This window comes from Methanothrix sp., assembly GCF_030055635.1.
In the GTDB taxonomy this organism is placed as follows: Archaea; Halobacteriota; Methanosarcinia; order Methanotrichales; family Methanotrichaceae; genus Methanothrix_B.
Genome location: NZ_JASFYM010000006.1, coordinates 29,262 through 55,297 on the forward strand (window position 1 = coordinate 29,262; position 26,036 = coordinate 55,297).

A 26,036-nucleotide genomic window follows, 5' to 3' on the forward strand; every position below is an offset into this window, starting at 1 on the left:
TGTGAGTGGATATTTAGAGCGGAGTGCAGGAGATCCCCCTTCAGGGGGCGCTCTCAAACCTCCTGACCAGCTCTTCCTTGATCCTCTTTATGGCCTCGACAGCAGGCCCGCCAACATCTACGGGCGCCTTTCCTGTGAGATCTGCCTCTATCAGATTCCTGTCGAATGGTATGGTCCCGAGAACAGGTATTCCCATCTCCTCGAGCTTCTCCTTCACTATTCCGGGATCGTCGGTCTTGTTGATCACGGCAAGCAGGTTAGTTATTCCTATGTTCTCGCCCAGCCTCTTGATCCGCTCCACGGTCTCTATGGATCGCAGGCCGGGCTCTACAACCACTATCATCGCATCGACGCCTCTCGCGGTGCCCCTGCCGAGGTGCTCTATGCCAGCCTCCATGTCGAGTATCACGACGTCCTTCTCCCTGGAGATGACATGCCTGAGAAGGGCCTTCAGGAACGCGCTTGCAGGACACATGCATCCGCTCCCGCCCGTCTCCAGGGTGCCCATGACAGCGAACCTCACACCATCCGGACCCGTGCATCCGCATCTCTCTATCACATCATCCACCTTTGGGTTCATACGGTACATGCCCATCGGCATGCTCGCCCTCTCCTCGATGAGCTCCTTGTATTCGGTGATCGGCCTCGGATTCTTCTCTATCCCAAGAGCCGATCCCAGGTTCATGTCAGGGTCAGCGTCTATCGCGAGAACCCTGTAGCCATCACGGGCGAAGAGACGCGCAAGCGTTCCGGCGAGAGTTGTCTTGCCAACACCACCCTTTCCTGAGACTGCGAGCTTTATGCGACGACCCCCAGAGTCTGAGTTTATATTCACGTAAAGGATAGAGGTATATATCGTTTGCACCGGGGGGAGCGAGCTGGTCGAGAAGATAATAAAGCGGGACGGTAGAACGGTCGATTTCGATCCCTCAAGGATATCCAGGGCGATATCCAGGGCATTCGATGCGCTGGGTATCGTGGACGAGAGAACGCCCGTGGAGCTCGCCGGAAGGGTTGTGGCTATTGTTGACGAACGCTTCAGGGATAGAATACCGTCCGTGGAGGACGTCCAGGATATCGTCGAGGAGGTTTTGATAGATGCCGGCTACGCTCAGGTCGCCAAGGCGTACATACTCTACAGGCAGAGGCGGTCTGAGATAAGGGAGGCGAAGCACTATCTTGGAGTTTCAGATGATCTCAAGCTCAGCGTCAACGCGGTCGAGGTTCTGAAGAAGAGGTATCTGAGAAGGGATGAGCTTGGGAATGTCATCGAGACCCCTGGGGAGATGTTCGAGCGTGTCGCCTCCGCGGTATCCGCTGTGGAAAGACGCTATGGTGGGGATGCTGATGGTTTCAGGAACAAGTTCCTCTCGATGATGAGATCTCTCAGCTTCCTCCCGAACTCCCCTACGCTTATGAACGCGGGCCTCCCCCTCGGCCAGCTCTCGGCATGCTTTGTGGTTCCCGTGGAGGACTCGATCTCCGGGATATTCGACGCTCTGAAGTACATGGCGCTCATACACCAGAGCGGTGGGGGGACCGGATTCAGCTTCTCCAGGCTCCGCCCGAAGGGGGATGTTGTGAGGAGCACGGGCGGGGTCGCAAGCGGCCCGGTATCGTTCATGCGCATATTCGACGCCGCGACAGAGGTCATAAAGCAGGGCGGGAGGAGACGGGGCGCGAACATGGGCGTCCTGAGGGTTGATCACCCTGATATAACAGAGTTCATCGCATGCAAGGATCGCGGCGGCATGGAGAACTTCAACATCTCTGTGGCGATCACAGATGTGTTCATGCGCGAGTGCGAGCGCGATGGCTCTGTGGAGCTGATAAACCCCAGGACCGGGGAGGCGACCGGTGAGATGAACGCCAGGGATCTGATGGTCATGATGGCGACGTACGCATGGCGCCGCGGTGATCCCGGGGTGATATTCATAGACAGGATAAACGCGCTGCACCCTGTGCCTGGGCTCATAGAGGCGACGAATCCGTGTGGAGAGCAGCCGCTCCTGCCATTCGAGTCATGCAACCTGGGGTCTGTGAACCTGAGCAGGATGGTTGAGAGGGGCGAGATCTGCTGGGATAGACTTGAGGAGACCGTAAGGCTGGGGGTCAGGTTTCTCGACGATGTCATAGATGCGAACAGGTTCCCGCTGAAGCAGATAGAAGAGGCAACCCTCCGCACGAGAAAGATCGGGCTTGGGGTCATGGGGTTCGCCGAGATGCTGATCCAGATAGGTGTGTCGTATGCATCCCAGGATGCCCTCAGGATCGCGGAGGAGCTGATGGCTTTCATCACAAAAACAGCACGCGAGGAGTCGTGTGCTCTGGGGAGGGAACGGGGATCGTTCCCGCTCTTCGAAGAGTCCTCTTTGAAGAACTGGGATGCGATGAGGAACGCAACCGTAACCACTATCGCCCCCACAGGCACGATAAGCATAATCGCCGGCACATCCTCTGGCATAGAGCCGCTCTTCGCCGTGTCCTTTGTTCGCCATGTGCTCGAGGGGGCGAGGCTTATAGAGAGCTCGCCGCTCTTCGAGAGGATGGCAACTGAGAGGGGAATAATGACTCCGGCACTCAGAGCAGAGGTCGCGCGCAGGGGCTCGATACAGGATATTCCAGGTATTCCGGAGGAGCTGAAGGAGCTGTTCCTCACAGCCCTGGACATAAGCCCAGAGCAGCATGTCAGGATCCAGGCAGCCTTCCAGAAGCACACAGACAATGCGGTCTCGAAGACCGTGAACCTCCCGGAGAAGGCGTCTGTGAGCGATGTCATCAGGGTATACAGGCTGGCCTACGAGCTGGGCTGCAAGGGAATCACCGTTTACAGGTACGGCTCCAGGGAGCAGGTCCTCTACCTCGGAGAGCCCGATGCTCTCGCGAACGGCTGCAGGTTCTGCGGTGGATGATCGGCTGCCTATAGGTGATCTTCTTCCCGGACTGAAGACAGGAGTTCACAACTGCTGTCCTCCATCATAATCCGAGATGCTTCATGAGCTCGCCGGCGCTCAGGGTGTTTATCACATCAGATGGCTCCAGCCATCCCCGGCGTGCGACCGTGACCCCGTAGCGCATGAAGCCCAGCTGCTCAGGCGAATGCGCGTCTGTGCTGATCGCCATCTTCACCCCGATCTCCTTCGCTCGCCTCGCCCATTCGTCACTGAGATCCAGCCTCTCCGGATACGCATTTATCTCCATGATCGTGTCTGTTCTCGCGGCTGTCTCCAGGATGAGATCCATGTCGACCTGGTACGGCTCCCTCCTCCCTATGATCCGACCGGTGGGGTGCGCGATTATGTCGACGTGCTCGTTCTCCATCGCGGCCACGAGCCTGCTGTTGATCTCGCGCTCCTTCTGGCTCTGCGCCATGTGGATCGCAGCCACAACCACATCGCACCTCTCCAGGATCTCATCTGCATAGTCCAAACTACCGTCCGCCCTTATGTCCACCTCTGTGCCGGCGAGTATCCTGAATCCCTCGAGCCGCTCGTTCATCCTGGATATCTCGTCTATCTTCTCCAGCATTCTCTTATCGGAGAGGCCTCCGGCTATCCCGACGCTCGGAGAGTGGTCTGTGATTGCTATGTACTCATATCCCAGCGATCTTGCGCGGGAGACCATATCCTCGATGGATCCGATGCCATCTGACCATGTGCTGTGCACATGGAGATCTCCTCTGATGCTGGATAGATCCACGAGATGTGGAAGTCTATTGGCAAGCGCCGCCTCAATCTCACCGCGATCCTCCCTCAGCTCAGGAGGGATGTACTGCATGCCCAGAGCTCTGTACACATCCTCCTCGCGATCGAAGAAGAGCTCCTCGCCGGTATCCAGCTTCTTGAGGGAGTACTCTGAGAGGGAGTAACCGCGCTGGAGCGCTATGCTGCGCAGCTTCACGTTGTGCTCCTTGGAGCCTGTGAAGTACTGGAGCAGGGTTCCATAGGATCTCGGCTCGACGATCCTCAGATCGACCTGAACGGTGCCCTCGACGATGATGCTCGCCTTCGTCGGCCCCTGGCCTAGGATCTCATCAACCATCGGCATGCGAACGAACGCGGCTATTGCATCTGACGGCCTTGATGAGGTCGCCAGGATGTCTATATCCCCAACGGTCTCCTTTCCCCTCCGGAAGCTGCCGGCGACGGTGATGTTGCTAAGACCCTCGATGCCCCCAAGGTAGTGCATGATTCTGTCCACGATGCGCGCAGCAACGCTGAGCGGTATTCTTGTGGATCGCCTCCTGTACCGCTCTATCGCCTTCAGGATGTTCGTCTCCTTCGTAGGGCCCATGCCGGGAAGCCTTCGGATTCTGTGCTGCCGCGCAGCAGCCTCCAGCTCGTCGATTGTCGACACACCAAGCTTCTCGTGGAGGAGCGCGACGGTCTTGGGACCAACACCCTGAAGCTGGAGCAGCTCCTTCATTCCCTGTGGTGTGGAGGATACAAGATCGTCATACGCTTTTATGTGGCCTGTCGTGAGATACTCAGATATCTTCTCTGCTATCGCCTTCCCGATACCGGGTATTCTGTCAAGCTCACCGCGCCTCCAGACATCCTCTATGTCCTCCTTGAGGGACTCAATCGCCCTCGCTGCTTTGCTGTACGCTATCACCTTGAAGCGGTTCTCCCCCCTCAGCTCCAGCAGCTCCCCCATCTCATAGAGTATGGCCGCGATCTCCTTGTTTCTCACAGGATTAAAATTGTGCAAGGTGGTATAACAAACTTGGCCATGTGTGCGGCCACACGCGGGATCTGGGACAGATCCACGCTGAGCGTAGAACTACATAACAGCGCTGGTTCTCAGCGCGATGCTCTTTGATACTCTCTTCCTGGAATTTCAGGAGCAGAACTTCAGCTCATCTCAGCTTGTCCAGTGCCGAGCACGATGGATATCCGCCCTGCGACTGTACTGGCGTTATCATAACGTTGGACGTCGCGATGGCGCTTCCGCCCCGGCCCATGTTGATCGCTATCACGGTGATCTTGTCCAGGGAGATGTCCATGTAGTTTATCCTGGGCGCGCTCTCCGCGATCTCACCGCCGTATGAGAGATCCCTCTCCATATTCGAGTTCATTGCAACAAGATCTCCGCTGCTGGAAGGCGCGAGCCTGGCGAAGGACGCACTTGGAATCTCAGGGACATCAGACTGCATGAGGCTTAAATTGCTGGATTTCCGGAGAAAATCCTGATGGAAAGCCCTAACGTCCTCTATGGAGAGGCTCTGCATGCTCTCCTGTGCTGATGCGTTTGCGAGAAAAATCAGTGCAACACCCGTCAGCAGAACAAGAACGCTGACGGGCGGTTGCATATCGTTCATAACCTTCTGCTACTCCCCTGTTCACTTCTGCTGGTCGGTTATTGTGACTGTGTTTGTGGCCCTGCTGCCAGCACCAGCGCCGAGGGCAATCTGCTGTGGGAGTCCGATCCTCTGGAGATTGATCGTCGGTGTGGCGTTACAATCACAGACATCACAGCAGGCGTTTGCATCCTGGCTCTTCGTCACGGTCTTTGTATTTGCTGCAACTGCACCGAACGCCGCAACCGCCACATCAGGTCCGGCTGCGGAGTAGATATCATTGTAGTTGTAGTTCTGTCCTGGAATGACCGGGAACGCGAAGCCAGCGCCGCCCGCGGAGTAAACTCCATTGGCAGCTATGAACGCCGTCTGAGATGTGCCCATCCCAGCCATCGGGGCAAAGTCCTGGGCCATGGCAGTGGTCAACAGCGCCAGTGTCACAGCCAGCAATATCGCTCCTTTCATGCTTTTTTTCACCACCCATACATCCTTTAGATGTAAGAGTTAGTCTACTTGGAATTATTTATATTTTTTGGTAACTTTCTTAAGTCCAGGTTATATATTCTAACAAAGATATCAAACGAATCTAACCACATGCCGGCAATTAAATCTGATTAATACCGGTGTATTGGACATATACCAGGACCAGATATCTCAAAAATGGTCCGTGTCGCGATACAAACAATCTTATACTATCATAATATAATATTCTAAACTGAACAGCAAAGCTAATTCTGTTTGTTGAAGGAAAGTACCTGCGCAGCTAAAAGGCGCAAACCTCTGGAGCAATGCTGTCAATTACCCTTCAGTGCTACCCATCCGCTCTTCTACTATGCACTCTTAGGGTATAAACTTTCCGAAAATGATGCTGAACGCCGGAAAAGCGCGGAGAATCCGCGTCTGGCTGAATAAAGCCGCCGATGGGATTCGAACCCATGAACTGCTGATATACCGGAGCCTGAGGCTCATACGAATCAGCCGCTCTAACCGGGCTAAGCCACGGCGGCACAGGATGGTGTTGAGGAGGATCCTGATTTAAGCGTTACGATCAAGCGTTGCGATCTACGAAGGGGGCCTGTCTGAATAAAACCCAGAGGATCATCCAGGTGAATTAGCGGAATATTGAGAATGGCGAAAGGGAAGCTTCAACGGTACCGGAAATCCGGACCAATCCAGCTTTCCGATAATTCGCGGAGATGAGCCAGCCGGTTCACTAAGTGGCTACTTATAGTAGCCATTGCGTCTACGATGGCAGATGCACCTGCAGGGCTGCGAGAGCAGGCCGTCGAGCTGGTTGATGCCAGGTATAAGTGGCTACTTATGGCAGTCGCTGCCTCTACGTCAGTAGAAGCATACTGGATGAACCAGATCGATGAAACCTTCGACTGCGTCGAGAGGCTTCGACAGAGTCGAAGCAAATCGAAGCGCGGGAGGGTGGAAGTCACGCCAACAACTTAAAATGCGATCCCGACACAGAGAGTGTGGAGCTCCGAAGGTGCTCATTTCAGGTAAGAGGTGAGTCAGTTGCCTCCTGTCAACAAGGCGATAGTCTTCCTGGGGCCTGAGGACTGCTACGGCCCGTGTGGCTGCGGGATGGACATGGCCATTCTGCCCGTGCTCGTGCCAAAGGACTGGTACCTTGAGGAGTGCCCTCCTGAGGTGGCGAACGATTTCTTCTGCATGGGTGAGGACTTCAGAAGGATAAGTGGCTTCACAATAAACAATGTCTTTGAATATGAGATGAACGGAGTCGAGTACTTTGCGAACTTCTCATGCTGCAGGGAGTGCGCAGAGCGCGCGGTGAACCAGGGATATGCCATCTGGGCTGACAGGGATTACCCGATGTCTCTGAGGTGAGGTGCTTGGCATGCAGGATCTACACAACGCCTGATTGCCCGAGATGTGAACAGCTGAAGGCGTTTCTTGAGAGCAGGGGCGTGAGCTTCGAGGTTGTCGACATGACAACAGCCGAGGCTCTCACAGAGCTCAGGGTCAACGGAGTGTTCACGATGTCAGCGCCTGTGCTGGAGATGAACGGCAGGTTCTACACAACAGGAGACCTCTTCGATGGGGATCGGCTCAGGGAGCTGAAGCTCTAGAACTCCATGCCCCTCACCCTGTTTATATCGAACACCGCCGTCTTGGCGACGTGCATGACCGCGAAGGTCCCTGCCTGAATCGGGTCTGTGACGACGAGGTCTGCCTGCTTGGGAACTGTGCCCGCCATCTTCAGGGCTATGACGGGTATACCCTCCTTCTGGAGCTTCGCCACCTCCTCTGTTATGCGCCCGCCCATCAGAGCGCCTGCCAGAATCAGTATTGAGGCTCTGTGAAGCCGGCTCACAGCGCTCACGGCATCAGCGATCGCATCCTCTCCCACAAGCGGGATCGTGTCGACGCTTATCCTCTCCCCACGCAGGTTGTGCCTGTCGGCCTCGCTGACCGCTCCGACAGCAGCCTGGGCGACCTGGGCGCCTCCACCTATGATTATGACCCTCGAGCCGTAGATCTGGTTGAATGAGGGATGCACTGTGACTTCATAGACCATTGGCATCGATCTGAGTGCCTCAACCACTCCCTCGACACCACCACGCACATCCCCCTCGATCTCCATGTAAACAGTCCCCTTCCCCCTGTTCACGCCCCTGTCCAGGACGAACTGCTGGGTGTAGACGATGTTGCCGCCGTGCTCCGCCACCACGCCCGCTATATCGCGCAGCATCCCGGGCCTGTCCTCGCATATTATGTTTATCGCAAAGCTCGTCTTATCCCCCATTATCTCAGACCTCCATCAGACCTCAGTGTGATAAGCACCAGATGAATCTTTAGATCATTCACCTCTGAAAAGGCTCGTTGCAGCCCATGTGCCTGGCAACCATGCGCCCCTTCACTACTGTGTCCGCTGAAAGGCATCCTGAAAGGAGGTCATTCATCTATATACTGAATATAGATAAGGTCTTTATGCTGCACATCGATCTCTGGGGTTGTATGAGTGTCTTGCCCCCTGCCCTGAGAAGGATGCACGAGAGGATCATAGAGGCCGTGCTCCTGATTACAGCAGCGACTTCCATCATTCTCATGACACTCATCTTCGCATATCTCGTAAGAGAGAGTTTGCCTGCACTCTCTGAGGTTGGTGTGCTGAACCTGGTCCTGGGCGAGAAGTGGCACTCCTCTGGAAACATCTTCGGGATGCGTCCCCTGATAGTGAACACGCTCCTGGTCTCTATCCTCGCACTGGCGATAAACATGGCGGTGGGCATACCCCTTGCCATATATCTGGCAGAGCTCTCCGGACCCAGGAGCAGAGCCGTGCTGAAGCCGGCTGTGGAGCTGCTCGCCGGGGTTCCATCGATAGTGTATGGATTTCTGGGCATCATAATTCTCGTGCCTTACCTGGGGAACACCTTCGACATGCTCACAGGCAGATCAATACTGGCTGGCGCAATACTGCTCGGAGTGATGTTCATACCCTCGATAACGACGATATGCGAGGATGCATTGAGGGCGGTGCCGACCGAGTTCAAGGAGGGCTCGATGGCCCTCGGAGCGACGAGATGGCAGACGATAAGGTATGTTGTGCTTCCGGCAGCCTCGTCCGGCATAACAGCGGCAGTGCTTCTGAACATAGGCAACATAATCGGCGAGACGATGGCTGTGCTGCTGGTTGTCGGGAACATCGCCAGGATTCCCAGACCTATATACGATGTCTTCGACCGTGGCGCGACATTCACCTCTGTGATAGCAGGAGAGATGGGTGAGGTGGCACACGGCTCACTGCACTACCACGCGCTCTTCGCTGTGGGGCTGATGCTTCTCATAATAGTATCAGTACTGAGCGTGATAGGAGATCTCGCTCGCGAGCGCATCAGGAGGAGGTTCGGTGGCTACTGATAAAAGAACAGAAGCGCTCACAGCTGCAGGCGCGATTCTGCTTCTCACATCGCTGATGGCGCTGGTCATTCAGCCGCCGCTTGGACATCTCCTGGTGCTCTGGAGATCTCTCCTTCCAGTTGCGACGCTCATGCTCATCCTGCTGGCCCTCAGGCTGAAAACCAGAAGTGCGATTGTTGTGTACCTCGATGCCCTGATCATCATCGCGATCGAGATCTTTCTTCTATTTTCACGTCCAGATCTTGTCATCAGCCCCTCAAACCTGGGTGCCTCATTCAGCTACAGGCTTCTTGCGCCATCAGCCGTGTTCATCGCGGGCGTTTTGATTTTAAAAGATGCCATCAACATGCTCTACGGTTTCGGCGCAAAGGCGAGAGAGGTTCTGGCTTTCACGCTTATCAGATGCTCGGCGGTGCTGGCCATTCTGATACTAGGCGGCATACTGTCGGTGATCCTTTACAACGGCATTGGCGCCATAAGCATCGAGTTTCTGACAGAGCCGCACAGGAACCTCGGGCAGGAGGGCGGCATTGTGACGTGCATCGAGGGCACGATGTGGCTTGTCCTCGGCGCCATGCTCGTCTCAGCCCCGCTCGGCATAGGCGCGGGAATATACCTGAACGAGTACTCGAGGAGCCACACGCTCAATCGCCTGATAACGATATCGATAAGCTGCCTCAACGGGGTTCCGTCAGTGGTCTACGGTCTCTTCGGGCTCGCATTCCTCGTCACAACATTCGGAATATCACTGCTTGCGGGATCTGTGATCCTGGGGCTCATGAACCTGCCGACGATAATTCTGACGACGCAGGAGGCGCTGAAAGCGGTTCCTGACTCCCTGCGCGAGGGAAGCATGGCCCTGGGGGCCACAAAGTGGCAGACGATCATGAGGATAGTCATTCCCTCAGCGCTTCCGGGCATACTCACAGGTTTGATAATCGGCGTGGCGAGGGCAGCCGGAGAGACCGCGCCGATCATGTGGACAGCTGTGACCTTCACCCCAGTGTATGTGGATAAGGTCTACGGCGTGTTTCCGGATGTGTATCAGCCTGTGAACAACCTGTGCTATCATCTTCTGCAGCTGATATACTTCCTAGGAGCGTGGGATGTGGAGAGAAGAGCATGGGGAACGGCTCTGGTTCTCATGGGCCTGGTGCTGGCTATGAACCTCCTGGCGATAGTTGTAAGAAACCACTACAGAAAGAAGATAAGGTGGTAGGTGCTGCAGCTCTGATACACCCCGGTTCCCCCTGCTCAGAGCGATGCTGCGCCCATCACGGCGCGCACAACTTTGACCTCCGAGCCTCGCCGGATGCATGCCAGGCGAAAAACGCTCTCGAGGAGCATATCCTGGCTGTTCCCATCAGAGCTACAGCAAAAAAACTAATTGTAGTTATTAATACTTATAGATTTTGGTCGGTAAGCCGGACCTCTGGGTACCGGATAATGCTGCGGTTTGCTCATGTGCTCGCATCAAAGGTCAGTTCACCGCTTCACAGAAGAACAACCCTGAGCATGCCCCCCACCATCGCAGCCGCGATCAGTCGGAAGATCAGCGCTCTGGTTGTATCATAGGCTCCGAGCTCCTTCATCAGCACAGTCAGGGTTGCTACGCATGGGAAGTACATCGCGAGCACAACAGCCGCTATGACGAGCTGCTCCGGCGAGAGCCCAAGCGGGACGAACATGCCTATGCCGATATCCTTTCTCAGGAAGCCCAGAATTAGGGCTGTCGCAGCTTCCTCTGGGAGGCCGAGGATGCCTGAGACGACCGGCCTCGCCAGCTCCCCGATGCTCATCATGAGCCCTGTGATCTCGAAGATATTCATAACAACTATACCGATTCCTATGTAGGGGACTGCCTCTGATATGAATGTCCTGATGCGCAGAAATGTCTTCTTGAGCAGCGCACCGGCTACAGGCATCCTGTACTGAGGGATCTCCATGAATATCTCAGGCGATTCCTCGCGGATCATCCTGTGAAGAAGCATGCCCGAGATGATGAAAACTGTTAGCAGAGTCGCATAGACTGCGAAGATGTATCTCAGGCCGTATGGGGCCAGGATTCCGAATACCATCGCGGTCTGCGATGCGCAGGGTATGCTCATGGTCATGAGGGTTGCAGCGAGGAAGCGCTGCTTCGACGACTCCAGAACGCGCAGCCCCAGAACTCCAGGAACGCTGCAACCCATCCCGAGCACGCATGGTATTATCGCAGCGCCGTGGAGGCCAAGCCTGTGCATGAGAGCGTCCATAAGCACGCTCACCCTGGGAAGATATCCCAGGTCCTCGAGGAACCCCAGCACAAGATAGAAGGGCACGAGAAACGGGAGGACGATGCCGAATGGTATGTAGAGCCCTGTTGTCAGGAGGCCGAACGACTCCAGAAGCTCCGGAGATCTCCCCACAAGGATGTCATGCGCGAAACCCGATGTGTATCTACCGGCCAGCGAGAAGATCCAGTAGCTGTATCTCAGGAAGAGAGGATCGCTCACTTTTTCCGTGAAGAGCTCTCCGGCTCCCACGATCAGGCTGAACGAGATGTAGAGAACCACGAGCGCCACGGGTATCCCTGTCCAGGGCCGTATCGTGAGATCCTCCAGCCGCTCGAGGTGAGAGGGATGCCGGTGATGGACCTTCTGCACCCTCGATACGATCTCGCCAACCCTCTGCCACCTCTCTCCTGGATCCAGGCTCAGCGCAGGCGGTTTTGAAGCCATGGAGCTCTCGATCGCCTCCACGAGATCGCGTATTCCAAGTCCGCTGGCAGCAACCGTGGGCACCACCCTTATGCCCAGCTCCTCTGAGAGCCTCCCGACATCTATCTCAAGACCCTTCCTCACAGCAACATCCCAGAGGTTGAGGGCTACGACCATCGGGATCCCGCGCTCCTGGAGCTCCAGGGTCAGATTCAGGTTTCTTTCCAGGTTTGTTGCGTCCACAACGTTGACTATTAGATCAGCGCCCTGATCCAGTATGAGATTCGCGACCTCCTCCGCCTTTGAGCTCGGATCCAGTGAATACACGCCGGGGACATCTATCAGCGCGGCGCTCCTCCCCAGCACATTTATGCTGCCCTCTGTGTAGCCCACAGTTGTCCCTGGGTAGTTGGAGGAGATGGCATCAGCTCCTGTCAGCCTCGAGAATATCACGCTCTTGCCCACATTCGGGTTGCCCATGAGAAGTATCTTGAGTGGCCTCTCTTCCTGCATATCGAGACTCCTGCGGGAGGTTATCGGAAGGTTATCGAAGAGAAAGATATAGCTTCCCTGATGAGATGGGTATCGATGACATACGACCACAGAGAGCATGCAGGAAATGCCGGTGATCTCTGGAAGCACTTTCTGCTATCAGCGGCTGCTGCGTATCTTCTCTCAACTTCAGATCACCTGGTGTATGCAGAATCGCATGCCGGCTACCCGGAGTACAGGCTTGAGCCCGATGGGGAATGGAGATGGGGCATAGGGCGGTGCTGGCAGCTGAGATCAGAGGTCGAGAGCCCCTACTTCGCGGTCCTGGAGGAGATGAACGGGGATCAGCTCCTGAGATACCCCGGGTCTGCACAGATCGTTCTCAGGCTCGGCAGAACTCTCGGTCGGAGGGTACTGGCAGAGCTCTGGGATATCAGCGAGGACGTCGGGAAGAGCTGGCGCAGCTGCCCTGGCGTACATTTCCATCTCGGCGATGGCTTCTCCGGCGTGATGAAACTCCTGAAGATAAGCGCGCCGGGGTTGCTGCTCATCGACCCTCCCTCCCCGGAGGATCACGACAGGGCCATCGATCTTTTAACTGAAGCTGAAAACCGTGGCTGGTCGGCGATGAGCTGGCACATCATGGATAACGTGGAGTTTCCTGAATGCCTGGACCTGCATCCCCTGACGTTTCACGATGTGGGCCTGGAGGGCGGTAGGTGGCGGGGCTGCATCGTGGCTGTGTCATCTGGTGATGTGATTCTGAGGAGACGGCTGAGATCATGCGCGGAGAGATTCAGATCCACCCTGAGACGGCTGGTCGCAGGACAGGATGTTGTTTGAGAGATGGGCTCCGTGGAGGCATGCGGCTGAGACATCACCGGCCAGTGGCCGGGAAATCCCCACGAACCAGATCGAGATAGCTGCTGCTTATGGGCATCGCCATCCATCTGAGCTCAGAACTGGATATGATGTGCTCAGCCTTTCTCATCTCCAGTACCAACCCTGTCCAGGAGCGCCTTGAACTCTGGCCAGAGCTCTATTGGTATGCGCACGCCGTTCTTCGACCATCCAGTGTATCTCTCAGAGGTAAGATACTCCCTGATATCCACACCCACAGATCCCCTGAACTCCGTCTTTCTGATCACAACCTCAGTGCTCTCATTCTTTCTGATCCTCCCGATCTCCTCTTCCACCTCATTCACCTCAGACCCAGATCTCCGCTCCTGCTAAATACTTTGTGTACCCACAGAATGAGAAACCTGCGAGATGTGAGCATGGACAGAGCACTCTTCGAGATGGAGTACATAAAGTGGATACGTTCTGTTGCGGGGAAGGTCGGCAGCAGGATGGCATGCCTCTCAAAGCCTGAGCGGGATCGTCTGCTGAGCGAGTACAGGAGGCTCGAGGATCCTCTGGAGGTGTTTCGCGAGCTCTCAAGCATCGATCGTGTGAAGGGGCTGCATTGCGGGGATACTGAAAAGCATATATTTTTAGAGACAGATACGATCAACTTCTTTCCGTCGCTTGGTGGGAGGAGCAATGCGCTCGACTTCTCGATCTCTATGAGCAGGCGTATGTACTACAGGGGTCTCTGGTTCTCGATGATCTCTCTGAACAAAAGCTATGCGGAGAGGGCGACGGAGAAGATGCTTTTGTTCACGTTGGAGCACGAGCTCGAGGTGGCCAGGATATTTGAGGATATAACAAGGGAGTCAGGCTCAGAGGTCAGGACGTACGATTCAGAGCGCATAGGGAAACTGAACATCACCCCGGAGGATCTTAGGGAGGACGAGAGGCTCTTTCTGGAGCTGATCGGGACGCAGCCCCTGCTGCCCAGACCCTACTCAGAGATGGCTCTTCTTTTGTATCTTGAGGAGAACTTCTCGATCCTGAGACGCTTCGGAACTCCCAGCAACACTGCAGATGAGGAGGCGTTCGGCGCAGGCCTCTACGAGGAGTTCATCGGCTGGAAGGGATTCACGCAGAACAGCTACCGGATATTCGTCTCCGAGATAAGAAGCAAGATAAGAGACGCATACGCAGGCTATGCCTGAAGGCGGTTCGTGAAGTATTTATATAGTGTATGCTGTAGGGTGCATCATCGATACTCGAGGAGATCCAAAATTGCCAAAACCGGAAGTTAACATAGGCATGGTCGGCCATGTGGACCATGGGAAGACCACACTGGTCAGGGCACTGTCCGGCGTATGGACCGATCAGCACAGCGAGGAGATAAAGAGAGGCATATCGATAAGGCTTGGCTATGCCGATGCTACCTTCAGGAAGTGCCCGAGCTGCCCAGCGCCAGACTGCTACACAGTGGACGAGGTCTGCAAGCACTGCGGATCCCAAACCACCGTTCTCAGAACGGTCTCCTTTGTGGACTCCCCCGGCCACGAGACCCTCATGGCCACAATGCTCTGCGGGGCTGCGATAATGGACGGGGCGGTGCTGGTTATAGCGGCCAACGAGCCATGCCCCCAGCCCCAGACGAAAGAGCATCTCATGGCCCTGAACATAACAGGGATAGACAAGATAGTCATCGTGCAGAACAAGATAGATCTAGTCTCGAAGGAGGAGGTGCTGGAGCACTACAGGCAGATAAAGGCCTTTGTCAAGGGCACGGTTGCTGAGAACGCTCCTGTGGTGCCGATATCGGCTCAGCAGAACATAAACATAGACATGGTGATCCAGGCGATAGAGGAGGTCATCCCCACTCCATCGAGAGACACCAAGAAGCCGCCGCTGCTTAAGATAGCGAGATCCTTCGATGTCAACCGCCCAGGAGCATCTGTCGAGAACCTGATCGGCGGAGTAGTCGGCGGCTCCCTGAGCCAGGGCGTGCTCCGGAAGGGCGACAAGCTCGAGATAGTACCCGGCAGGCTGGTCGAGGCGGAGGGCAAGAAGCAGTGGGTTCCGATACAGACCAAGGTGACGAACCTGAGAGCTGGAGGGGAGGACGTCGCAGAGGTCACCCCTGGAGGTCTGATCGGCGTCGGAACAAACCTCGACCCTGCGATAACGAAGAGCGACAATCTGGTTGGACAGGTGGCGGGCGCTCCTGGGAAGCTTCCTCCCGTGTGGCACAGCTTCGTCATGGACATGAAGCTCCTGGACAGGGTGGTTGGGTCCACGGAGGAGGCTGCTGTCGAGCCGATACACACAAGCGAGCCTCTGATGCTCAACGTGGGCACGGCGACTACTGTGGGAGTTGTCACGAGCGCGAGGGAGAGCGGCCAGGTCCAGGTACAGCTCAAGAGGCCGGTGTGCGCAGAGGTTGGGGACAGGGTTGCGGTCAGCAGGCGCATCGGGGCCAGATGGCGTCTGATCGGGGTCGGAACCATAGTCTCCTAGAGGTAGAGGGTGCTTGAAGGTTCTCCTGGATACAAACGCGCTGATGATGCCTGAGCAGTTCGGTGTCGATATATTCTCGGAGCTCGAGAGGCTGGGGTACTTCGAGTACATGGTGCCAACAGCTGTGATCAGGGAGCTCAAGGCGATCGCGAAGCTTGCAGACAGAGGAAGAGACAAGCGCGCTGCAAGCGTCGCGCTCGGCCTCCTCTCCAGATGCAGGATCCTGGATGCGGATGGAGATGCGGATGATGTCCTGGAGAGGCTTGCATCCGAGACCGGAGCCGCGGTGCTCACAGGCGATAAGGAGCTCAGGAAAAGGTTATCTAAGAGAGGCATCACGGTTATCTACCTGCGCCAGAGCCAGTACCTCGAGATCGATGCGCAGGGGAGGTTCTGATGTACAGAAGGATGAAGCTTGAGGGTGTGGTGAGGATACCCCCTGAGGATATGGGCAACCCCTTGAATGACGCGGTGGAGATGGCCCTCCGGACCAAGTACGAGGCGAGGGTCGACAGGACGCTGGGCGCCATCGTGGCCATCCTCGGCGTCGACAGCATAGGTGAGGGTCGCATAATAGCTGGCGACGGCGCTGTGTATTACGATGTGGTATTCGATGCGATAGTCTTCAAGCCTGAGATGCAGGAGGTCGTGGAGGGGGAGGTCGTCGAGATAGTCAAGTTCGGCGCGTTCGTGAGCATCGGGCCGTTCGATGGTCTGCTCCACGTGAGTCAGATCACGGACGAGTACATGGCATACGATGAGAAGAACGCCAGGCTTGTGAGCAAGGACACAAACAAGTTCCTGGCCGAGGGCGACAGGGTTCGTGCGAGGATAATCGCTGTGAGCCTGAACGAGAAGGATCCCAGGGGGAGCAAGATCGGGCTCACGATGCGCCAGACAGGTCTGGGGAAGATCGAGTGGCTCGAGGCCCTGCGGCGCGGCGAGACCCAGGAGGCAAAGGAGCCTGTGAAGAAGAGCGAGAGTGCTGAGCAGAAGGCGGAGGCTGAATGACCGAGCAGGCATGCCGTGAGTGCCACAGGATCGTGGAGGGGCTGGTGTGCCCTATCTGCGGATCGTCCTCTCTGAGCAAGGACTGGGCCGGATACGTCGTGGTCATAGATCCGAAGGGCTCGGAGGTTGCCGCAAAGCTGGGCATAACGCTGCCCGGAAGATATGCTCTGAAGGTGCGATAGCTTGAGAGTTCTTGTACTTCCCGAGGAGATGCGTGAGGAGCTGAAGGCGCCTCTTGGAACCCTCTACAGGTGTCACGGGGTCGAGTGCGTCGAGATGATGGCAGAGCATCTTAGAGGCGCGGAGAGGCTGATCGCGGTTGGGGATATAACCACATTCTACATCCTCAAGGCGTCCTTCACGCCCGACCTGATGATAGTCGATCACAAGACCAAGAGGTCTCCTGTCGAGGACAGCATCAAGCGGAGACATCTCGAGGGAAGCTACAGGGTTGTGACGGTCGAGAATCCGCCCGGGACCATCACAGCTGATCTTATGGACGCGGTCCGCGAATCGCTGAACGGATGCACGCCCACCGAGATCGTAGTCGATGGCGAGGAGGACCTGGCAGCTTTGCCCGCAATACTCTACGCACCACTCGGATCTGCTGTCGTCTACGGCCAGCCGTCTGTGGGGAGTGTTCTTGTCATGGTCACACCTGAGAAGAAGAGTGAGATCAAGGGAATTCTTGAAAGAATGATCGTTAAAGAAAAGGTTTAAGAGATGTGGAGGAAGGTGATCCGATTATGGATATAGAGATCTTGAGCGAGCGCGAGAATCCGCTGCTGAAGAGGCGGGAGATCGTGCTTAAGGTGATACACGGCGAGGGTTCGACGCCGACAAGGAGGAGCGTCCTGGAGAGGCTTGCAGCCATCAAGGACTCTAAGCCGGGACTGGTTGTCATAAGAAAGATGAACAGCCTGTTCGGGAAGAGGGAGAGCATAGCCCATGCGAGGATCTACGAGAGCGAGGAGCGCATGAGGCAGGTGGAGAACCCGCATATAGTGAAGAGGAACGTCCTGTCAGAGCAGAAGGAGGCCAGCTAGATGGCCGTGCACAGATACTATCAGCTCAGCGGGGAGACCATAAAGGCGCGAAAGCCCATCTGTCCGAGGTGCGGTAATGGAGTCTTTCTAGCGGAGCACAAGGACAGGATGAGCTGCGGCAGGTGCGGCTACACAGAGTTCAAGAAGTGAAGTTTAGAGTAACATTATATTGCTTAGAAGGCAAAGGTGGAGCGCGCGCGGACGCTCCGCCGGTTCTGCTTGATCTTTTCCGTCGGCCAGCTTGTGCCTTGATGAAGCGGTTGGTCGCGAACTTACTCTGATCTGGCATCAAAAAGCATCGGAGAAAAGCATCGGAGCATGCTTACAGTAATGCATCGCGAGTTCAGATGCTTGGTGTGACCTCCTCTCCGGCCTGAAAGACCGGAGCTTGCACCCTGTTGCGCCCTGTCAGATCGAGACCATCGCCCTCTTTGCTGTGAACTCATCCGGATCCATCGGGCTGCTTGACCATGCCTCATCGATCCTGTCGAGAACCTCATCTCCTGAGCTGAGGGTGAGATCTGTCAGATGCAGGCGTGAACGTTCTCCGAGCATCACGAACTTCGTCGGGTTGAACCTGAGAGCGACGGTGCTGTTCCCCTTTCTAAGTGAGGTGGTGTTCGCGATCTCTCCTATCACATCGCCATCATCGTTCCTGAGCCTGGCCCTGATCGTGTAGGTTCCGGGGACGTTGACAGTAACCCCGACACCGATAACGATGCTGCTTATCTTGCCTCCAGCAAGCTCGCTCATATCTGTGAAGATCCTGCTGAAGTATGCCTTGGGCGGCTGGAAGTCGGACGGGCTTCTGTCTATGATTGTCGTCTGGTTGCGCTCCTCCAAGACATCGCCATCCTCTCCGTAGAGGATGATATCTCTGAGGTGGAGAGGGCCGCATCCACCGCTCTTCCAGATCTCTCTGCCATCGGCCCTGAGCTCGATGCTGCCGGTACCGCGGATCGGCGCGGATCCGCTCATCCATTTTATCATCCTGCCGGAACAGTCGAAGAGCCCGCCCTCAGCTCTGTAAACGCCCGGGACAGAAGCATTCACTGCGATCTTTATAGAGAGTGCATCTATAAATCCATCATTATCACCATCTTCAAAGCTGATGCCTTCCACACCCTTCACAGAGGCTCCTGCGACTGTGACCACGACAGGTATCTCGAGTGAGCTGTTATCCCCTCGAATCTCGAGATAGCCGCGGATCTCTTTTCCGGGTGCATCCGGAGGCACTCTGAGCGTGAGGTTGACGTTTGCAGCAGTGCCGGGCTGAATTTCGTCAGGGCCCAGGACATCGAGCCATCCCCATGGCTCCCTGGTGTGCAGCGTTGTTACAAGCTCGAAGTTCTGTTTATCAGAAAAGACATCATAGCCTATGACGACGACAGTCCAGCTTCCGGGAGGGGGATCGTAGACCTGTATCTCCTCGGTGCTCTCATACCCCTCTGATCGAGCCGCAAGCCTCCCGTTCGGCGCGTAAAGCCTGAGATCGAGATCGCTCTCCGGGTTATCCCAGAGCAGTCTGAGCGAGAGCCTCCTCACATCCTCAGGGACATCGAACTTTGCGGTCCAGGAGAGCCTCTCGCTCACATAACCATTTATGCTGAACGATGTGCTGTTCTCCACGATGCCGCTGTAGCTGATGTTTCTGAGCGGAAGACCCTCGTTCTCGAGCAGCATCGTGGCATACGCTTCTCCGCCGGGCATAACAGCGCCGGCGTTCCACGCACCCGGCTCGCTCCTCACAAACGACCTCTCGACCCTGAGCAGGTATCTCTCAGGGGAGCTCGCATTCCTCTGATGCACAGCCAGAATCCATCTGCCTGAGGCAGGGTTGTTGAGAACAGCCTCCTCCATGCCGTTCGGGGAGTCCTCATGATAGTACTCGCTCGTCGGCGCAAGGAGGAATAAATCCATGTCTGAGCTTCCGGACCAGCTCAGCCTGCCCCTGATCTGCTGCGTGCCGAGCGGCACATCCAGATAGTAGTAGCGCCAGGATCCTGGGAGTATCTCGTCAGCCACCGATGCACTCCCCATCACCATGATCAGTGGCGCGGCGACCTCGACACGCACAGGCACCGAGATTATGGTTCTGCCCTTCTCGCAGATATCCACCGAACCGGTGTAAACCCCGGCTGCGGTCCCGTTAGGCACTGCGATGCTGGCTCCGAAGACGGCATGGCTGTTTTCCGCCAGAGACTCCGGCAGATCCATGACTGTTATCCAATCCTTGACATCACCTCTCACAGCAACGCTCAGATTCTCGCGCGCTCTATCGGTGAAGAACACAAACCTGGTGGTCCAGTCCTCGTCGCCCGGCGCGAGCGCGTATATCTTCTTCTGTGGCCTGTCCGCGCCCGAATCGAGACCTGCAGAGACCGCCTTCCCACCGCTCATGAACGCCCATCTGCCCACAATCCAGCGATCTGGCATCACACCGCACAGATCATCGCTCAGGAGCCTGTAGGAGTTGTAGGCGTTCACAAGCCCAGCTCCCTGGTAGTAGGGTTCGTACTCCTCTCCGAGCGTGTTGTTCAGACGGACCGCGCCCTTCAACAGAGCAGCCTTCACACCCGCAGGGCTCAGCGACGGATTCTTCTGGAGAAGAAGCGCAGCGACTCCTGCAACAGCCGGCGTTGACAGCGAGGTCCCCGATGATCTTGCATAGTATGTATCCACATACTTGAGATCCTTGAGACCCAGAGGAGCTGATGCTATGACGTTGACCCCGGGGGCGACGATATCCGGCTTCGTTCTGCCATCCCTGGTCGGCCCTGAACCGCTGAAGTCCGCTATATGGCCCCTGCAATCTGTGGCTCCCACCGTTATGACCTTCACGCCATCTCCAGGGGAGTCGATGCATCCGCTGAGGGCGAGCAGCAGAACAAAGAACGCCGCCAATTTAACCGTTGTTTCCGGCTGCAACACAGACCACTGCTCCGGCATCCATCGCTTTGTCCGCTGCCATCGTGACCGGAGGATTCGTCTCGCCCAGGTTAAGACCCGCCAGGCTCAGGCTCAGGACCCTTGCTCCGTTGTCAAGAGACCACTCGATCCCCGCGATTATATCTGAGACCTTTCCGTTTCCATCGCTTCCTATGACCCTGACGTTCAGAAGCCGCGCTCCGGGCGCTATTCCCTTATACCTCCCGCCGGATGCCTTTCCGGAGCCGGCGATTATGCCAGCGCAGAGCGTTCCGTGCCCGACAAGATCCTCTGTCGTGTCCTCACCCTCCACGAAGTTCCTCTCGCCGATGACCTTTCCCGCAAGATCTGGATGGTTCTTATCGATCCCTGAGTCTATGATGGCCACGATCACCCCTGAGCCGTCTATGCCCTCTGCCCACACCCTCTCAGCATCCACCATCTCCGATGGACAGACGGAATCTCCACCCTGTGAGGAGACAGGGGCGGTGACGCTCACATCTCCGTCCAGGTATATTCCCTCCACACCATCATCCTCAGCGAGCCTCCTTATCTCATCCCCCTCGCAGACCGCAGAGATCCCGTTTATGAGATGGTATCTGTACCGAACATCTATACCACCAAGATCTGGGGAGCATCCATCTCTGAAGATCACTATCACCGGTACCGGATCGTCGCTGCTCATCATCCTCTCAACCGCGGGATCGATCTTCGAGCTCTCAGTATGCGCAAACTGCATGGAGAGCAGAAGGGCCGCAGCGAGAACCAACACAAGAGGCACACGTCTCATAACTCCTCCAGGGCGCGGGGACGGAGACATCTCCAGAGTGGCTGGAACCATCCCGCCTCTCACACCTCCTGAGAGATAATGCTAAATAAACCTGCCCTTCAAGATCATAACAATGACAGGCGGCATTCTCTGGCTCAGCTTGATACTGCTTCTCATCTCCTCAATCACAAGACGCCCCATGATCTCAGGCTCTGGCTGGCTGCTTCTAGGAGCCTACTGGCTCATGGAGGCCTGGCACTACACGTCGATAAAGGATTACTTCAACGTGATGGTGGTCGTCGGAGCTGCTGCAATCTCCTTCTCCTTTTGCTGGAGGATTCTCTCGGGAGGAATGTCTGACACAGCCGAATGGATCAGCATGGCAGCCGCCATCTGCGGTCTCCTCTACTTTCCATTTGCAGAGGTCCAGAGCTTATCAGAGATCCTGATAAGATGCACAACGCTTCTGACATTCTGGCTGCTTGCCGGACTGAACGTTCCCGTCTCGATGGAGAGCTGGAATCTTCTGGCGCTCAACGGCCGATCGGTGGAGATCGTGCTCGCGTGCACCGCCATAGAGAGCATCGCGCTCTTCGCAGGTGTGATCCTCTCGGTCAGAGCCCCGAGGGCGAGAAGGCTTGGAGCCGTCATACTATCCACGGCGACGATATACACTCTCAACATTGGCAGGAACGCCTTCGTGCTCCTCGCCTACGGAGAGGAGTGGTTCGGGCAGGACAGCTTCTACCTGGCGCACAACGTTATCGCGAAGGTGGGCTCGACCCTGGCGCTGCTGCTCATAGCGTACATCGTCTTTGCGATTCTCCCAGAGCTGCTCGTGCTGATCGATGATCTCTTCGCCGAGCTAAGGGCATCGAGGAGGCCGGAGGTTTGAGCTTCAGGCTCGCCCCTGGATCTATGCCATGGGTTGCGGCGCCATTTGCGGCTTCCCTTCTGGTTTATTCATTGAGCAGGGCACTTTCACTGATCCTGCTGCTCGTGACAGCCTTCATGATCCACTTCCACCGTGATCCTGAGAGGTTTCCTGAGGGCGATGGCATGGTATCGCCCGCTGATGGCAGAGTGGTGGATGCAGATGAAAAGCACATTTACATATTCATGGGGCCGATGGATGTTCATGTGAACAGATCCCCTTTAGATGGGGTCGTGAGAAGCGTGGAGTTCAGAAGCGGAGAGCACTCGCCTGCATTCCGTCATCCGCTCAGGAACGCGCACAGCATTATTGAAATTGAGACTGAGACGGGGCGCTTCACGCTGAAGCAGATCTCGGGGATGGCCGCCAGGAGGGTTGTCTGCTGGGTATCGCCCGGCGACAGGCTGAGGCGTGGCCAGCGGATAGGCATGATCAGATTTGGGTCTGGTGTAGTGGTCACAGCCCCGCCAGGATACAGGATCACCGTACGGAAGGGGGAGCATGTCCGCGCCGGCCAGACCGTGATAGCGGAGCTGAGGGGATGAGGCTCAGAGCGCAGGATTTCCTCTCACTTATGAACGCCATATCAGGTTTCAGCGCCACGATCTCAGCGCATCTCGGGCTCCGGGACATCTCTGTGCTCATGCTGATAGCAGCTGTGCTCTTTGATGGAGCTGATGGAATCGTTGCAAGGAGATCCGAGCAGAGCGAGCTTGGGCCACATCTGGATTCTCTCGCGGATATGGTATCCTTTGGGGTCGCCCCCGCTGCTGCAACGTTCTTCATCCACCGTGAGCCGTATCTTCTCATCATATGCGCCCTCTACATGCTCTGCGGGATGCTCAGGCTCGCGAGGTACAACATCTCTCCAGCGGAGTGGACGCACTTCGAGGGGCTCCCCATAACAGCTGCAGGACTGGTACTTGGTGTCAGCCTGCTTCTGGATTCACTCCCGCTCACGTCATTTCTGATGATCATCCTCTCGGCCCTCATGGTGAGCACTGTGCCGTATCCGAAGCTCAGAGATCCCAGGTTGTTTCCTGTATCTCTGATGGTTGGAGCGGTTGCGCTTTCAGCGCTTTACACCTCAGGCGTGAAGGCCTCAGCGGTCGTCATCCTGATCCCAATGGCATTTTATCTGATGATGCCGGTGGTGAGATGTTGTACACTTCGAGAGAGATAGCAGCATTCGAGGCAGGGATAAAGCTGGGCGCTCTGTACCACCAGTTCGTCGGAACGCCCGTGAGCGAGGAGACCGCGGACTCGCTGGAGCGGGCGATCGAGCGATCGATATCCCTGCAGCCGTATGTGGAATCTGTGAGCGTGCGCATAGACAGAAGCATGCTCAGGGGGAATATGTTCGGCTACTCAGAGCTCTCCGGGAAGATGATCAGGGCTGAGATCGAGATCGTTTATGAGGGGGCACGCGTGGGGGCGGTTCTTGAGTACGATCCTGAAAAAGATTATCCGATGATGCGTCTGAAGTGAGAGATGGGTGAAGTTATCGTTGCGTGAATGTGATCTCATGATCTGCGCTCCATAATCTGGCGCCACTCCGGATCTCGGTGATGCGATGCAGAACCGGAGATGCGTAACGTAAGCCGTACCTGAGTTCAGGGCGCAAACCCCCGTCTTCATGCAGGGGGGTTCGATGGCAGCATCTTCAGGATCTCACAGCACGCTGGTGCTGCAAGTGCCGTGTGGATTACTTTTTTATGTTCCCCTCACTTTGTAGCATTGGTGCTGATCATGAGCAAGGTAACTGTGAGCCTTATCAAGGCTGATGTGGGCGGCTGGCCCGGGCACGCCTCTGTGCATCCGGCGCTGATCGACAAGGCTGAGGAGGTTCTATCTGAGGCGAAATCCGCGGGCACACTCATAGACTTCAAGGTCATGGCATGCGGCGACGATCTTGAGTTGCTGATGACACACAGGCTCGGAACAGATGAGGCGGAGATCCATGCGATCGCCTGGGAGACGTTTGAGAAGGCGACCGCAGAGGCGAAGAGCCTGAAGCTCTACGGCGCGGGGCAGGACCTGCTCTGCGATGCGTTCTCCGGCAACATACGCGGTATGGGGCCTGGCGTCGCTGAGATGCAGTTCACCGAGCGCGGCGCAGAGCCGCTGGTCGCGTTCATGATGGACAAGACCGAGCCTGGGGCGTTCAACCTTCCCATCTTCAGGATGTTTGCGGACCCCTTCAACACAGCGGGTCTTGTTATAGATCCATCGCTCCACCACGGCTTCGTCTTCGAGATATGGGATATCATAGATCACAAGAAGGTCTTCATGTCCAGCCCCGAGGAGATGTACGACATCCTGGCGCTCATCGGGGCCAAGAGCCGGTACGTCATAAAGAGGGTGTACCCAAAGCCAGGGGGCAAGCTACCATCCGAGGAGCCGGTGGCGGTCGTGAGCACCGAGAAGCTTTACCAGACCGCGGGGACATACGTCGGAAAGGACGACCCGGTTGCGCTTGTCAGGGCCCAGTCCGGGCTTCCTGCACTCGGAGAGGTTCTGGAGCCGTTCGCCCTGGGCCATCTCGTCTCAGGATGGATGCGGGGCTCGCACAACGGCCCGCTGATGCCATGCGCCTTCGAGGACGCGCACCCCACAAGATTCGACGGCCCGCCGAGGGTGATCGCGGCTGGATTCCAGCTATGCAATGGTCTCCTCATCGGTCCTGTGGATCTCTTCGCGGATGTCGCCTTCGATCTCACCCGTATGAGGGTGCTGGAGATCACTGACTACATGAGGGCGCATGGGCCGTTCGAGCCGCACAGGCTGCCGCTTGAGGAGATGGAGTACACAACTCTCCCCCATGTGATGAAGAGGCTTGCTGAGAGATTTGAGCCTGCTGAATGATATCGGAACGACCACGGCTCCACCAGGAGCCATTTTTAGGAGCTGTAAATGAGAGAGAGTTTTGATGAGATGGGGCCCCAGCAGAGGCTGGAGTATGTGATAAACAATCTGCGGAACCTGCCGGATGAGCTTGTGGAGCCCGCGATAGATCTCCTGCTGAGAGCAAACGAGATAGAGTACGCGGTGGTGCTCTGCAGGGAGCACGGCATGATCCAGAGGGCGGTCGATATTCTGGTTGATGCGGGAGACTACCTCTGGGCCGCTCAGATAACCAAGAGCGCAGGCTTCCCAGAGGAGGCGGAGCGGCTGCTGCGCAGCGGTCTTGAGTACTACATATCGATGGAGATGTACGGAAGGGCGATAAGCGCTGCCACCGCCCTGAACCTGCCTCCGGATCAGATAGACGCCCTCTACAGGGAGGGGATCGCCTTCGAGAGCAGGAGCATGGATCTGAGCAGGGCGCATGCAGCTCTGGAGAGCATGATGTCTGCGGTCGCGATGCTGGAGACCGATGAGGAGATGAAGAGAGAGCTCATGGAGGCGATACAGGATGAGCTTGAGAGGGAGAGGGAGCGCAGCTCGATTGATGTAGTTGCCTCGCAGGCGACCAGACCCAGGATCCGGAGAAAAGAGGATGAGATCGATGGGGACCGGTTCTGCTGAGGGTCTCCGCAGCGGCTGGTGGCACAGCTCCCTCTGGGAGCATCGTTTTGTACAACTTGACGAAGCAATAGTGTGCACA

Annotated in this window: 29 protein-coding genes and 1 tRNA gene; 20 read left to right on the top strand and 10 right to left on the bottom strand. The window is 56.4% G+C overall.

Annotation, left to right across the window (positions count from 1 at the left end; genetic code table 11):
• Positions 1 to 40 precede the first annotated feature (40 nt).
• The gene (locus QFX31_RS03720) at positions 41 to 835 is read right to left on the bottom strand and encodes a carbon monoxide dehydrogenase accessory protein CooC (RefSeq protein ID WP_348530781.1); all 795 of its coding nucleotides are present in this window, start codon (positions 833 to 835) and stop codon (positions 41 to 43) included.
• A 58-nt stretch (positions 836 to 893) separates the two neighbouring features.
• On the opposite strand from QFX31_RS03720, the gene QFX31_RS03725 reads away from it, so the two are divergent.
• Positions 894 to 2,912, top strand: a complete 2,019-nt coding sequence (locus QFX31_RS03725; RefSeq protein ID WP_348530848.1) for an adenosylcobalamin-dependent ribonucleoside-diphosphate reductase — start codon at positions 894 to 896, stop codon at positions 2,910 to 2,912.
• Between the two features lie 64 nt (positions 2,913 to 2,976).
• On the opposite strand, the gene polX is transcribed toward QFX31_RS03725, so the two are convergent.
• From polX to QFX31_RS03745, 4 genes are all read right to left on the bottom strand, one after another.
• Positions 2,977 to 4,692, bottom strand: a complete 1,716-nt coding sequence (polX, locus tag QFX31_RS03730) for a DNA polymerase/3'-5' exonuclease PolX (protein WP_348530783.1) — start codon at positions 4,690 to 4,692, stop codon at positions 2,977 to 2,979.
• 166 nt (positions 4,693 to 4,858) lie between these two features.
• The gene (locus tag QFX31_RS03735; protein WP_348530784.1) at positions 4,859 to 5,320 is read right to left on the bottom strand and encodes a hypothetical protein; all 462 of its coding nucleotides are present in this window, start codon (positions 5,318 to 5,320) and stop codon (positions 4,859 to 4,861) included.
• 21 nt (positions 5,321 to 5,341) lie between these two features.
• Positions 5,342 to 5,764: a hypothetical protein gene (locus QFX31_RS03740; protein ID WP_348530785.1), complete on the bottom strand. Its 423-nt coding sequence runs from the start codon at positions 5,762 to 5,764 to the stop codon at positions 5,342 to 5,344.
• Between the two features lie 447 nt (positions 5,765 to 6,211).
• Positions 6,212 to 6,306 (bottom strand) — tRNA-Thr (locus QFX31_RS03745).
• Positions 6,307 to 6,814: 508 nt separating this feature from the next.
• Between QFX31_RS03745 and QFX31_RS03750 the strand changes: the two genes are divergently transcribed.
• Together QFX31_RS03750 and QFX31_RS03755 are read left to right on the top strand one after the other, a co-directional pair.
• Positions 6,815 to 7,156 carry a hypothetical protein gene (locus QFX31_RS03750; RefSeq protein ID WP_348530786.1) on the top strand — a complete coding sequence of 114 codons (342 nt, stop codon included), beginning with the start codon at positions 6,815 to 6,817 and terminating at the stop codon, positions 7,154 to 7,156.
• On the top strand, positions 7,153 to 7,398 hold the full coding sequence (locus QFX31_RS03755) for a glutaredoxin family protein (protein ID WP_348530787.1): 246 nt from the start codon (positions 7,153 to 7,155) through the stop codon (positions 7,396 to 7,398). The genes QFX31_RS03750 and QFX31_RS03755 overlap by 4 nt, the downstream gene beginning before the upstream one ends.
• Here the strand turns inward: QFX31_RS03755 and QFX31_RS03760 are convergent.
• Complete coding sequence (locus QFX31_RS03760; protein WP_297757408.1) at positions 7,395 to 8,075, bottom strand: DUF5612 domain-containing protein; 681 nt, start codon at positions 8,073 to 8,075, stop codon at positions 7,395 to 7,397. The two genes, QFX31_RS03755 and QFX31_RS03760, sit on opposite strands and share 4 nt — an antisense overlap.
• Positions 8,076 to 8,287: 212 nt before the next feature.
• Between QFX31_RS03760 and pstC the strand changes: the two genes are divergently transcribed.
• Both pstC and pstA read left to right on the top strand, forming a co-directional pair.
• Positions 8,288 to 9,193, top strand: coding sequence for a phosphate ABC transporter permease subunit PstC (pstC, locus tag QFX31_RS03765; RefSeq protein WP_348530788.1), 906 nt, complete (start codon positions 8,288 to 8,290; stop codon positions 9,191 to 9,193).
• A complete protein-coding gene (gene pstA / locus QFX31_RS03770; RefSeq protein WP_348530790.1) occupies positions 9,183 to 10,412 on the top strand; it encodes a phosphate ABC transporter permease PstA in 1,230 nt (409 codons plus the stop codon). The genes pstC and pstA overlap by 11 nt, the downstream gene beginning before the upstream one ends.
• 274 nt (positions 10,413 to 10,686) lie before the next feature.
• Here pstA and QFX31_RS03775 read toward each other — a convergent pair whose 3' ends face one another.
• Positions 10,687 to 12,405 carry a ferrous iron transporter B gene (locus QFX31_RS03775; protein ID WP_348530791.1) on the bottom strand — a complete coding sequence of 573 codons (1,719 nt, stop codon included), beginning with the start codon at positions 12,403 to 12,405 and terminating at the stop codon, positions 10,687 to 10,689.
• A gap of 60 nt (positions 12,406 to 12,465) precedes the next feature.
• On the opposite strand from QFX31_RS03775, the gene rlmJ reads away from it, so the two are divergent.
• A complete protein-coding gene (gene rlmJ, locus QFX31_RS03780; RefSeq protein ID WP_348530793.1) occupies positions 12,466 to 13,227 on the top strand; it encodes a 23S rRNA (adenine(2030)-N(6))-methyltransferase RlmJ in 762 nt (253 codons plus the stop codon).
• A 134-nt stretch (positions 13,228 to 13,361) separates the two neighbouring features.
• Here rlmJ and QFX31_RS03785 read toward each other — a convergent pair whose 3' ends face one another.
• The gene (locus tag QFX31_RS03785; protein WP_348530794.1) at positions 13,362 to 13,589 is read right to left on the bottom strand and encodes a PC4/YdbC family ssDNA-binding protein; all 228 of its coding nucleotides are present in this window, start codon (positions 13,587 to 13,589) and stop codon (positions 13,362 to 13,364) included.
• A 72-nt stretch (positions 13,590 to 13,661) separates the two neighbouring features.
• On the opposite strand from QFX31_RS03785, the gene QFX31_RS03790 reads away from it, so the two are divergent.
• The 8 genes from QFX31_RS03790 to QFX31_RS03825 all read left to right on the top strand — a co-directional run bounded on the left by QFX31_RS03790 (position 13,662) and on the right by QFX31_RS03825 (position 17,948).
• Complete coding sequence (locus QFX31_RS03790) at positions 13,662 to 14,441, top strand: hypothetical protein (RefSeq protein WP_348530795.1); 780 nt, start codon at positions 13,662 to 13,664, stop codon at positions 14,439 to 14,441.
• 70 nt (positions 14,442 to 14,511) lie between these two features.
• A complete protein-coding gene (locus QFX31_RS03795) occupies positions 14,512 to 15,741 on the top strand; it encodes a translation initiation factor IF-2 subunit gamma (RefSeq protein ID WP_348530796.1) in 1,230 nt (409 codons plus the stop codon).
• 13 nt (positions 15,742 to 15,754) lie between these two features.
• Complete coding sequence (locus QFX31_RS03800; protein ID WP_348530798.1) at positions 15,755 to 16,138, top strand: PIN domain-containing protein; 384 nt, start codon at positions 15,755 to 15,757, stop codon at positions 16,136 to 16,138.
• Positions 16,138 to 16,752: a DNA-directed RNA polymerase gene (locus QFX31_RS03805; protein ID WP_348530799.1), complete on the top strand. Its 615-nt coding sequence runs from the start codon at positions 16,138 to 16,140 to the stop codon at positions 16,750 to 16,752. Before QFX31_RS03800 ends, QFX31_RS03805 begins: the two co-directional genes overlap by 1 nt.
• On the top strand, positions 16,749 to 16,934 hold the full coding sequence (spt4, locus tag QFX31_RS03810) for a transcription elongation factor subunit Spt4 (RefSeq protein WP_297757483.1): 186 nt from the start codon (positions 16,749 to 16,751) through the stop codon (positions 16,932 to 16,934). Before QFX31_RS03805 ends, spt4 begins: the two co-directional genes overlap by 4 nt.
• Before the next feature lies 1 nt (position 16,935).
• Positions 16,936 to 17,472: a GTP-dependent dephospho-CoA kinase family protein gene (locus QFX31_RS03815; protein ID WP_348530800.1), complete on the top strand. Its 537-nt coding sequence runs from the start codon at positions 16,936 to 16,938 to the stop codon at positions 17,470 to 17,472.
• A gap of 26 nt (positions 17,473 to 17,498) precedes the next feature.
• The gene (locus QFX31_RS03820) at positions 17,499 to 17,798 is read left to right on the top strand and encodes a 30S ribosomal protein S24e (RefSeq protein ID WP_348530801.1); all 300 of its coding nucleotides are present in this window, start codon (positions 17,499 to 17,501) and stop codon (positions 17,796 to 17,798) included.
• Positions 17,799 to 17,948: a 30S ribosomal protein S27ae gene (locus QFX31_RS03825; protein WP_297757478.1), complete on the top strand. Its 150-nt coding sequence runs from the start codon at positions 17,799 to 17,801 to the stop codon at positions 17,946 to 17,948.
• Positions 17,949 to 18,206: 258 nt separating this feature from the next.
• On the opposite strand, the gene QFX31_RS03830 is transcribed toward QFX31_RS03825, so the two are convergent.
• Together QFX31_RS03830 and QFX31_RS03835 are read right to left on the bottom strand one after the other, a co-directional pair.
• On the bottom strand, positions 18,207 to 20,702 hold the full coding sequence (locus tag QFX31_RS03830) for a S8 family serine peptidase (protein ID WP_348530802.1): 2,496 nt from the start codon (positions 20,700 to 20,702) through the stop codon (positions 18,207 to 18,209).
• A gap of 1 nt (position 20,703) precedes the next feature.
• Complete coding sequence (locus tag QFX31_RS03835; protein ID WP_348530803.1) at positions 20,704 to 21,567, bottom strand: S8 family serine peptidase; 864 nt, start codon at positions 21,565 to 21,567, stop codon at positions 20,704 to 20,706.
• Between the two features lie 61 nt (positions 21,568 to 21,628).
• Between QFX31_RS03835 and artA the strand changes: the two genes are divergently transcribed.
• The 6 genes from artA (at position 21,629) to QFX31_RS03865 (ending at position 25,957) form a co-directional block, all read left to right on the top strand.
• A complete protein-coding gene (gene artA / locus QFX31_RS03840; RefSeq protein WP_348530804.1) occupies positions 21,629 to 22,390 on the top strand; it encodes an archaeosortase A in 762 nt (253 codons plus the stop codon).
• The gene (locus QFX31_RS03845) at positions 22,387 to 22,974 is read left to right on the top strand and encodes a phosphatidylserine decarboxylase (protein WP_348530805.1); all 588 of its coding nucleotides are present in this window, start codon (positions 22,387 to 22,389) and stop codon (positions 22,972 to 22,974) included. The genes artA and QFX31_RS03845 overlap by 4 nt, the downstream gene beginning before the upstream one ends.
• Positions 22,971 to 23,612: a CDP-diacylglycerol--serine O-phosphatidyltransferase gene (gene pssA, locus QFX31_RS03850; protein WP_348530806.1), complete on the top strand. Its 642-nt coding sequence runs from the start codon at positions 22,971 to 22,973 to the stop codon at positions 23,610 to 23,612. Before QFX31_RS03845 ends, pssA begins: the two co-directional genes overlap by 4 nt.
• The gene (locus QFX31_RS03855) at positions 23,591 to 23,917 is read left to right on the top strand and encodes a dihydroneopterin aldolase family protein (RefSeq protein ID WP_348530849.1); all 327 of its coding nucleotides are present in this window, start codon (positions 23,591 to 23,593) and stop codon (positions 23,915 to 23,917) included. Before pssA ends, QFX31_RS03855 begins: the two co-directional genes overlap by 22 nt.
• A 261-nt stretch (positions 23,918 to 24,178) precedes the next feature.
• On the top strand, positions 24,179 to 25,294 hold the full coding sequence (fbp, locus tag QFX31_RS03860) for a fructose-1,6-bisphosphate aldolase/phosphatase (protein WP_348530807.1): 1,116 nt from the start codon (positions 24,179 to 24,181) through the stop codon (positions 25,292 to 25,294).
• Between the two features lie 48 nt (positions 25,295 to 25,342).
• The gene (locus tag QFX31_RS03865; RefSeq protein WP_348530808.1) at positions 25,343 to 25,957 is read left to right on the top strand and encodes a hypothetical protein; all 615 of its coding nucleotides are present in this window, start codon (positions 25,343 to 25,345) and stop codon (positions 25,955 to 25,957) included.
• The last annotated feature ends 79 nt before the right edge of the window (positions 25,958 to 26,036 follow it).

Excerpts from the sequence above, each read along its gene's own strand:
- QFX31_RS03805 (WP_348530799.1), top strand. The coding sequence starts at position 16,138 with ATGTACAGAAGGATGAAGCTTGAGGGTGTGGTGAGGATACCCCCTGAG.
- QFX31_RS03735 (WP_348530784.1), bottom strand. The coding sequence starts at position 5,320 with ATGAACGATATGCAACCGCCCGTCAGCGTTCTTGTTCTGCTGACGGGT.
- spt4 (WP_297757483.1), top strand. The coding sequence starts at position 16,749 with ATGACCGAGCAGGCATGCCGTGAGTGCCACAGGATCGTGGAGGGGCTG.
- artA (WP_348530804.1), top strand. The coding sequence starts at position 21,629 with ATGACAGGCGGCATTCTCTGGCTCAGCTTGATACTGCTTCTCATCTCC.
- QFX31_RS03760 (WP_297757408.1), bottom strand. The coding sequence starts at position 8,075 with ATGGGGGATAAGACGAGCTTTGCGATAAACATAATATGCGAGGACAGG.
- QFX31_RS03740 (WP_348530785.1), bottom strand. The coding sequence starts at position 5,764 with ATGAAAGGAGCGATATTGCTGGCTGTGACACTGGCGCTGTTGACCACT.
- rlmJ (WP_348530793.1), top strand. The coding sequence starts at position 12,466 with ATGAGATGGGTATCGATGACATACGACCACAGAGAGCATGCAGGAAAT.
- QFX31_RS03790 (WP_348530795.1), top strand. The coding sequence starts at position 13,662 with ATGGACAGAGCACTCTTCGAGATGGAGTACATAAAGTGGATACGTTCT.
- fbp (WP_348530807.1), top strand. The coding sequence starts at position 24,179 with ATGAGCAAGGTAACTGTGAGCCTTATCAAGGCTGATGTGGGCGGCTGG.
- QFX31_RS03865 (WP_348530808.1), top strand. The coding sequence starts at position 25,343 with ATGAGAGAGAGTTTTGATGAGATGGGGCCCCAGCAGAGGCTGGAGTAT.
- QFX31_RS03775 (WP_348530791.1), bottom strand. The coding sequence starts at position 12,405 with ATGCAGGAAGAGAGGCCACTCAAGATACTTCTCATGGGCAACCCGAAT.
- QFX31_RS03835 (WP_348530803.1), bottom strand. The coding sequence starts at position 21,567 with ATGGTTCCAGCCACTCTGGAGATGTCTCCGTCCCCGCGCCCTGGAGGA.
- pstC (WP_348530788.1), top strand. The coding sequence starts at position 8,288 with ATGAGTGTCTTGCCCCCTGCCCTGAGAAGGATGCACGAGAGGATCATA.
- QFX31_RS03825 (WP_297757478.1), top strand. The coding sequence starts at position 17,799 with ATGGCCGTGCACAGATACTATCAGCTCAGCGGGGAGACCATAAAGGCG.
- QFX31_RS03820 (WP_348530801.1), top strand. The coding sequence starts at position 17,499 with ATGGATATAGAGATCTTGAGCGAGCGCGAGAATCCGCTGCTGAAGAGG.
- pssA (WP_348530806.1), top strand. The coding sequence starts at position 22,971 with ATGAGGCTCAGAGCGCAGGATTTCCTCTCACTTATGAACGCCATATCA.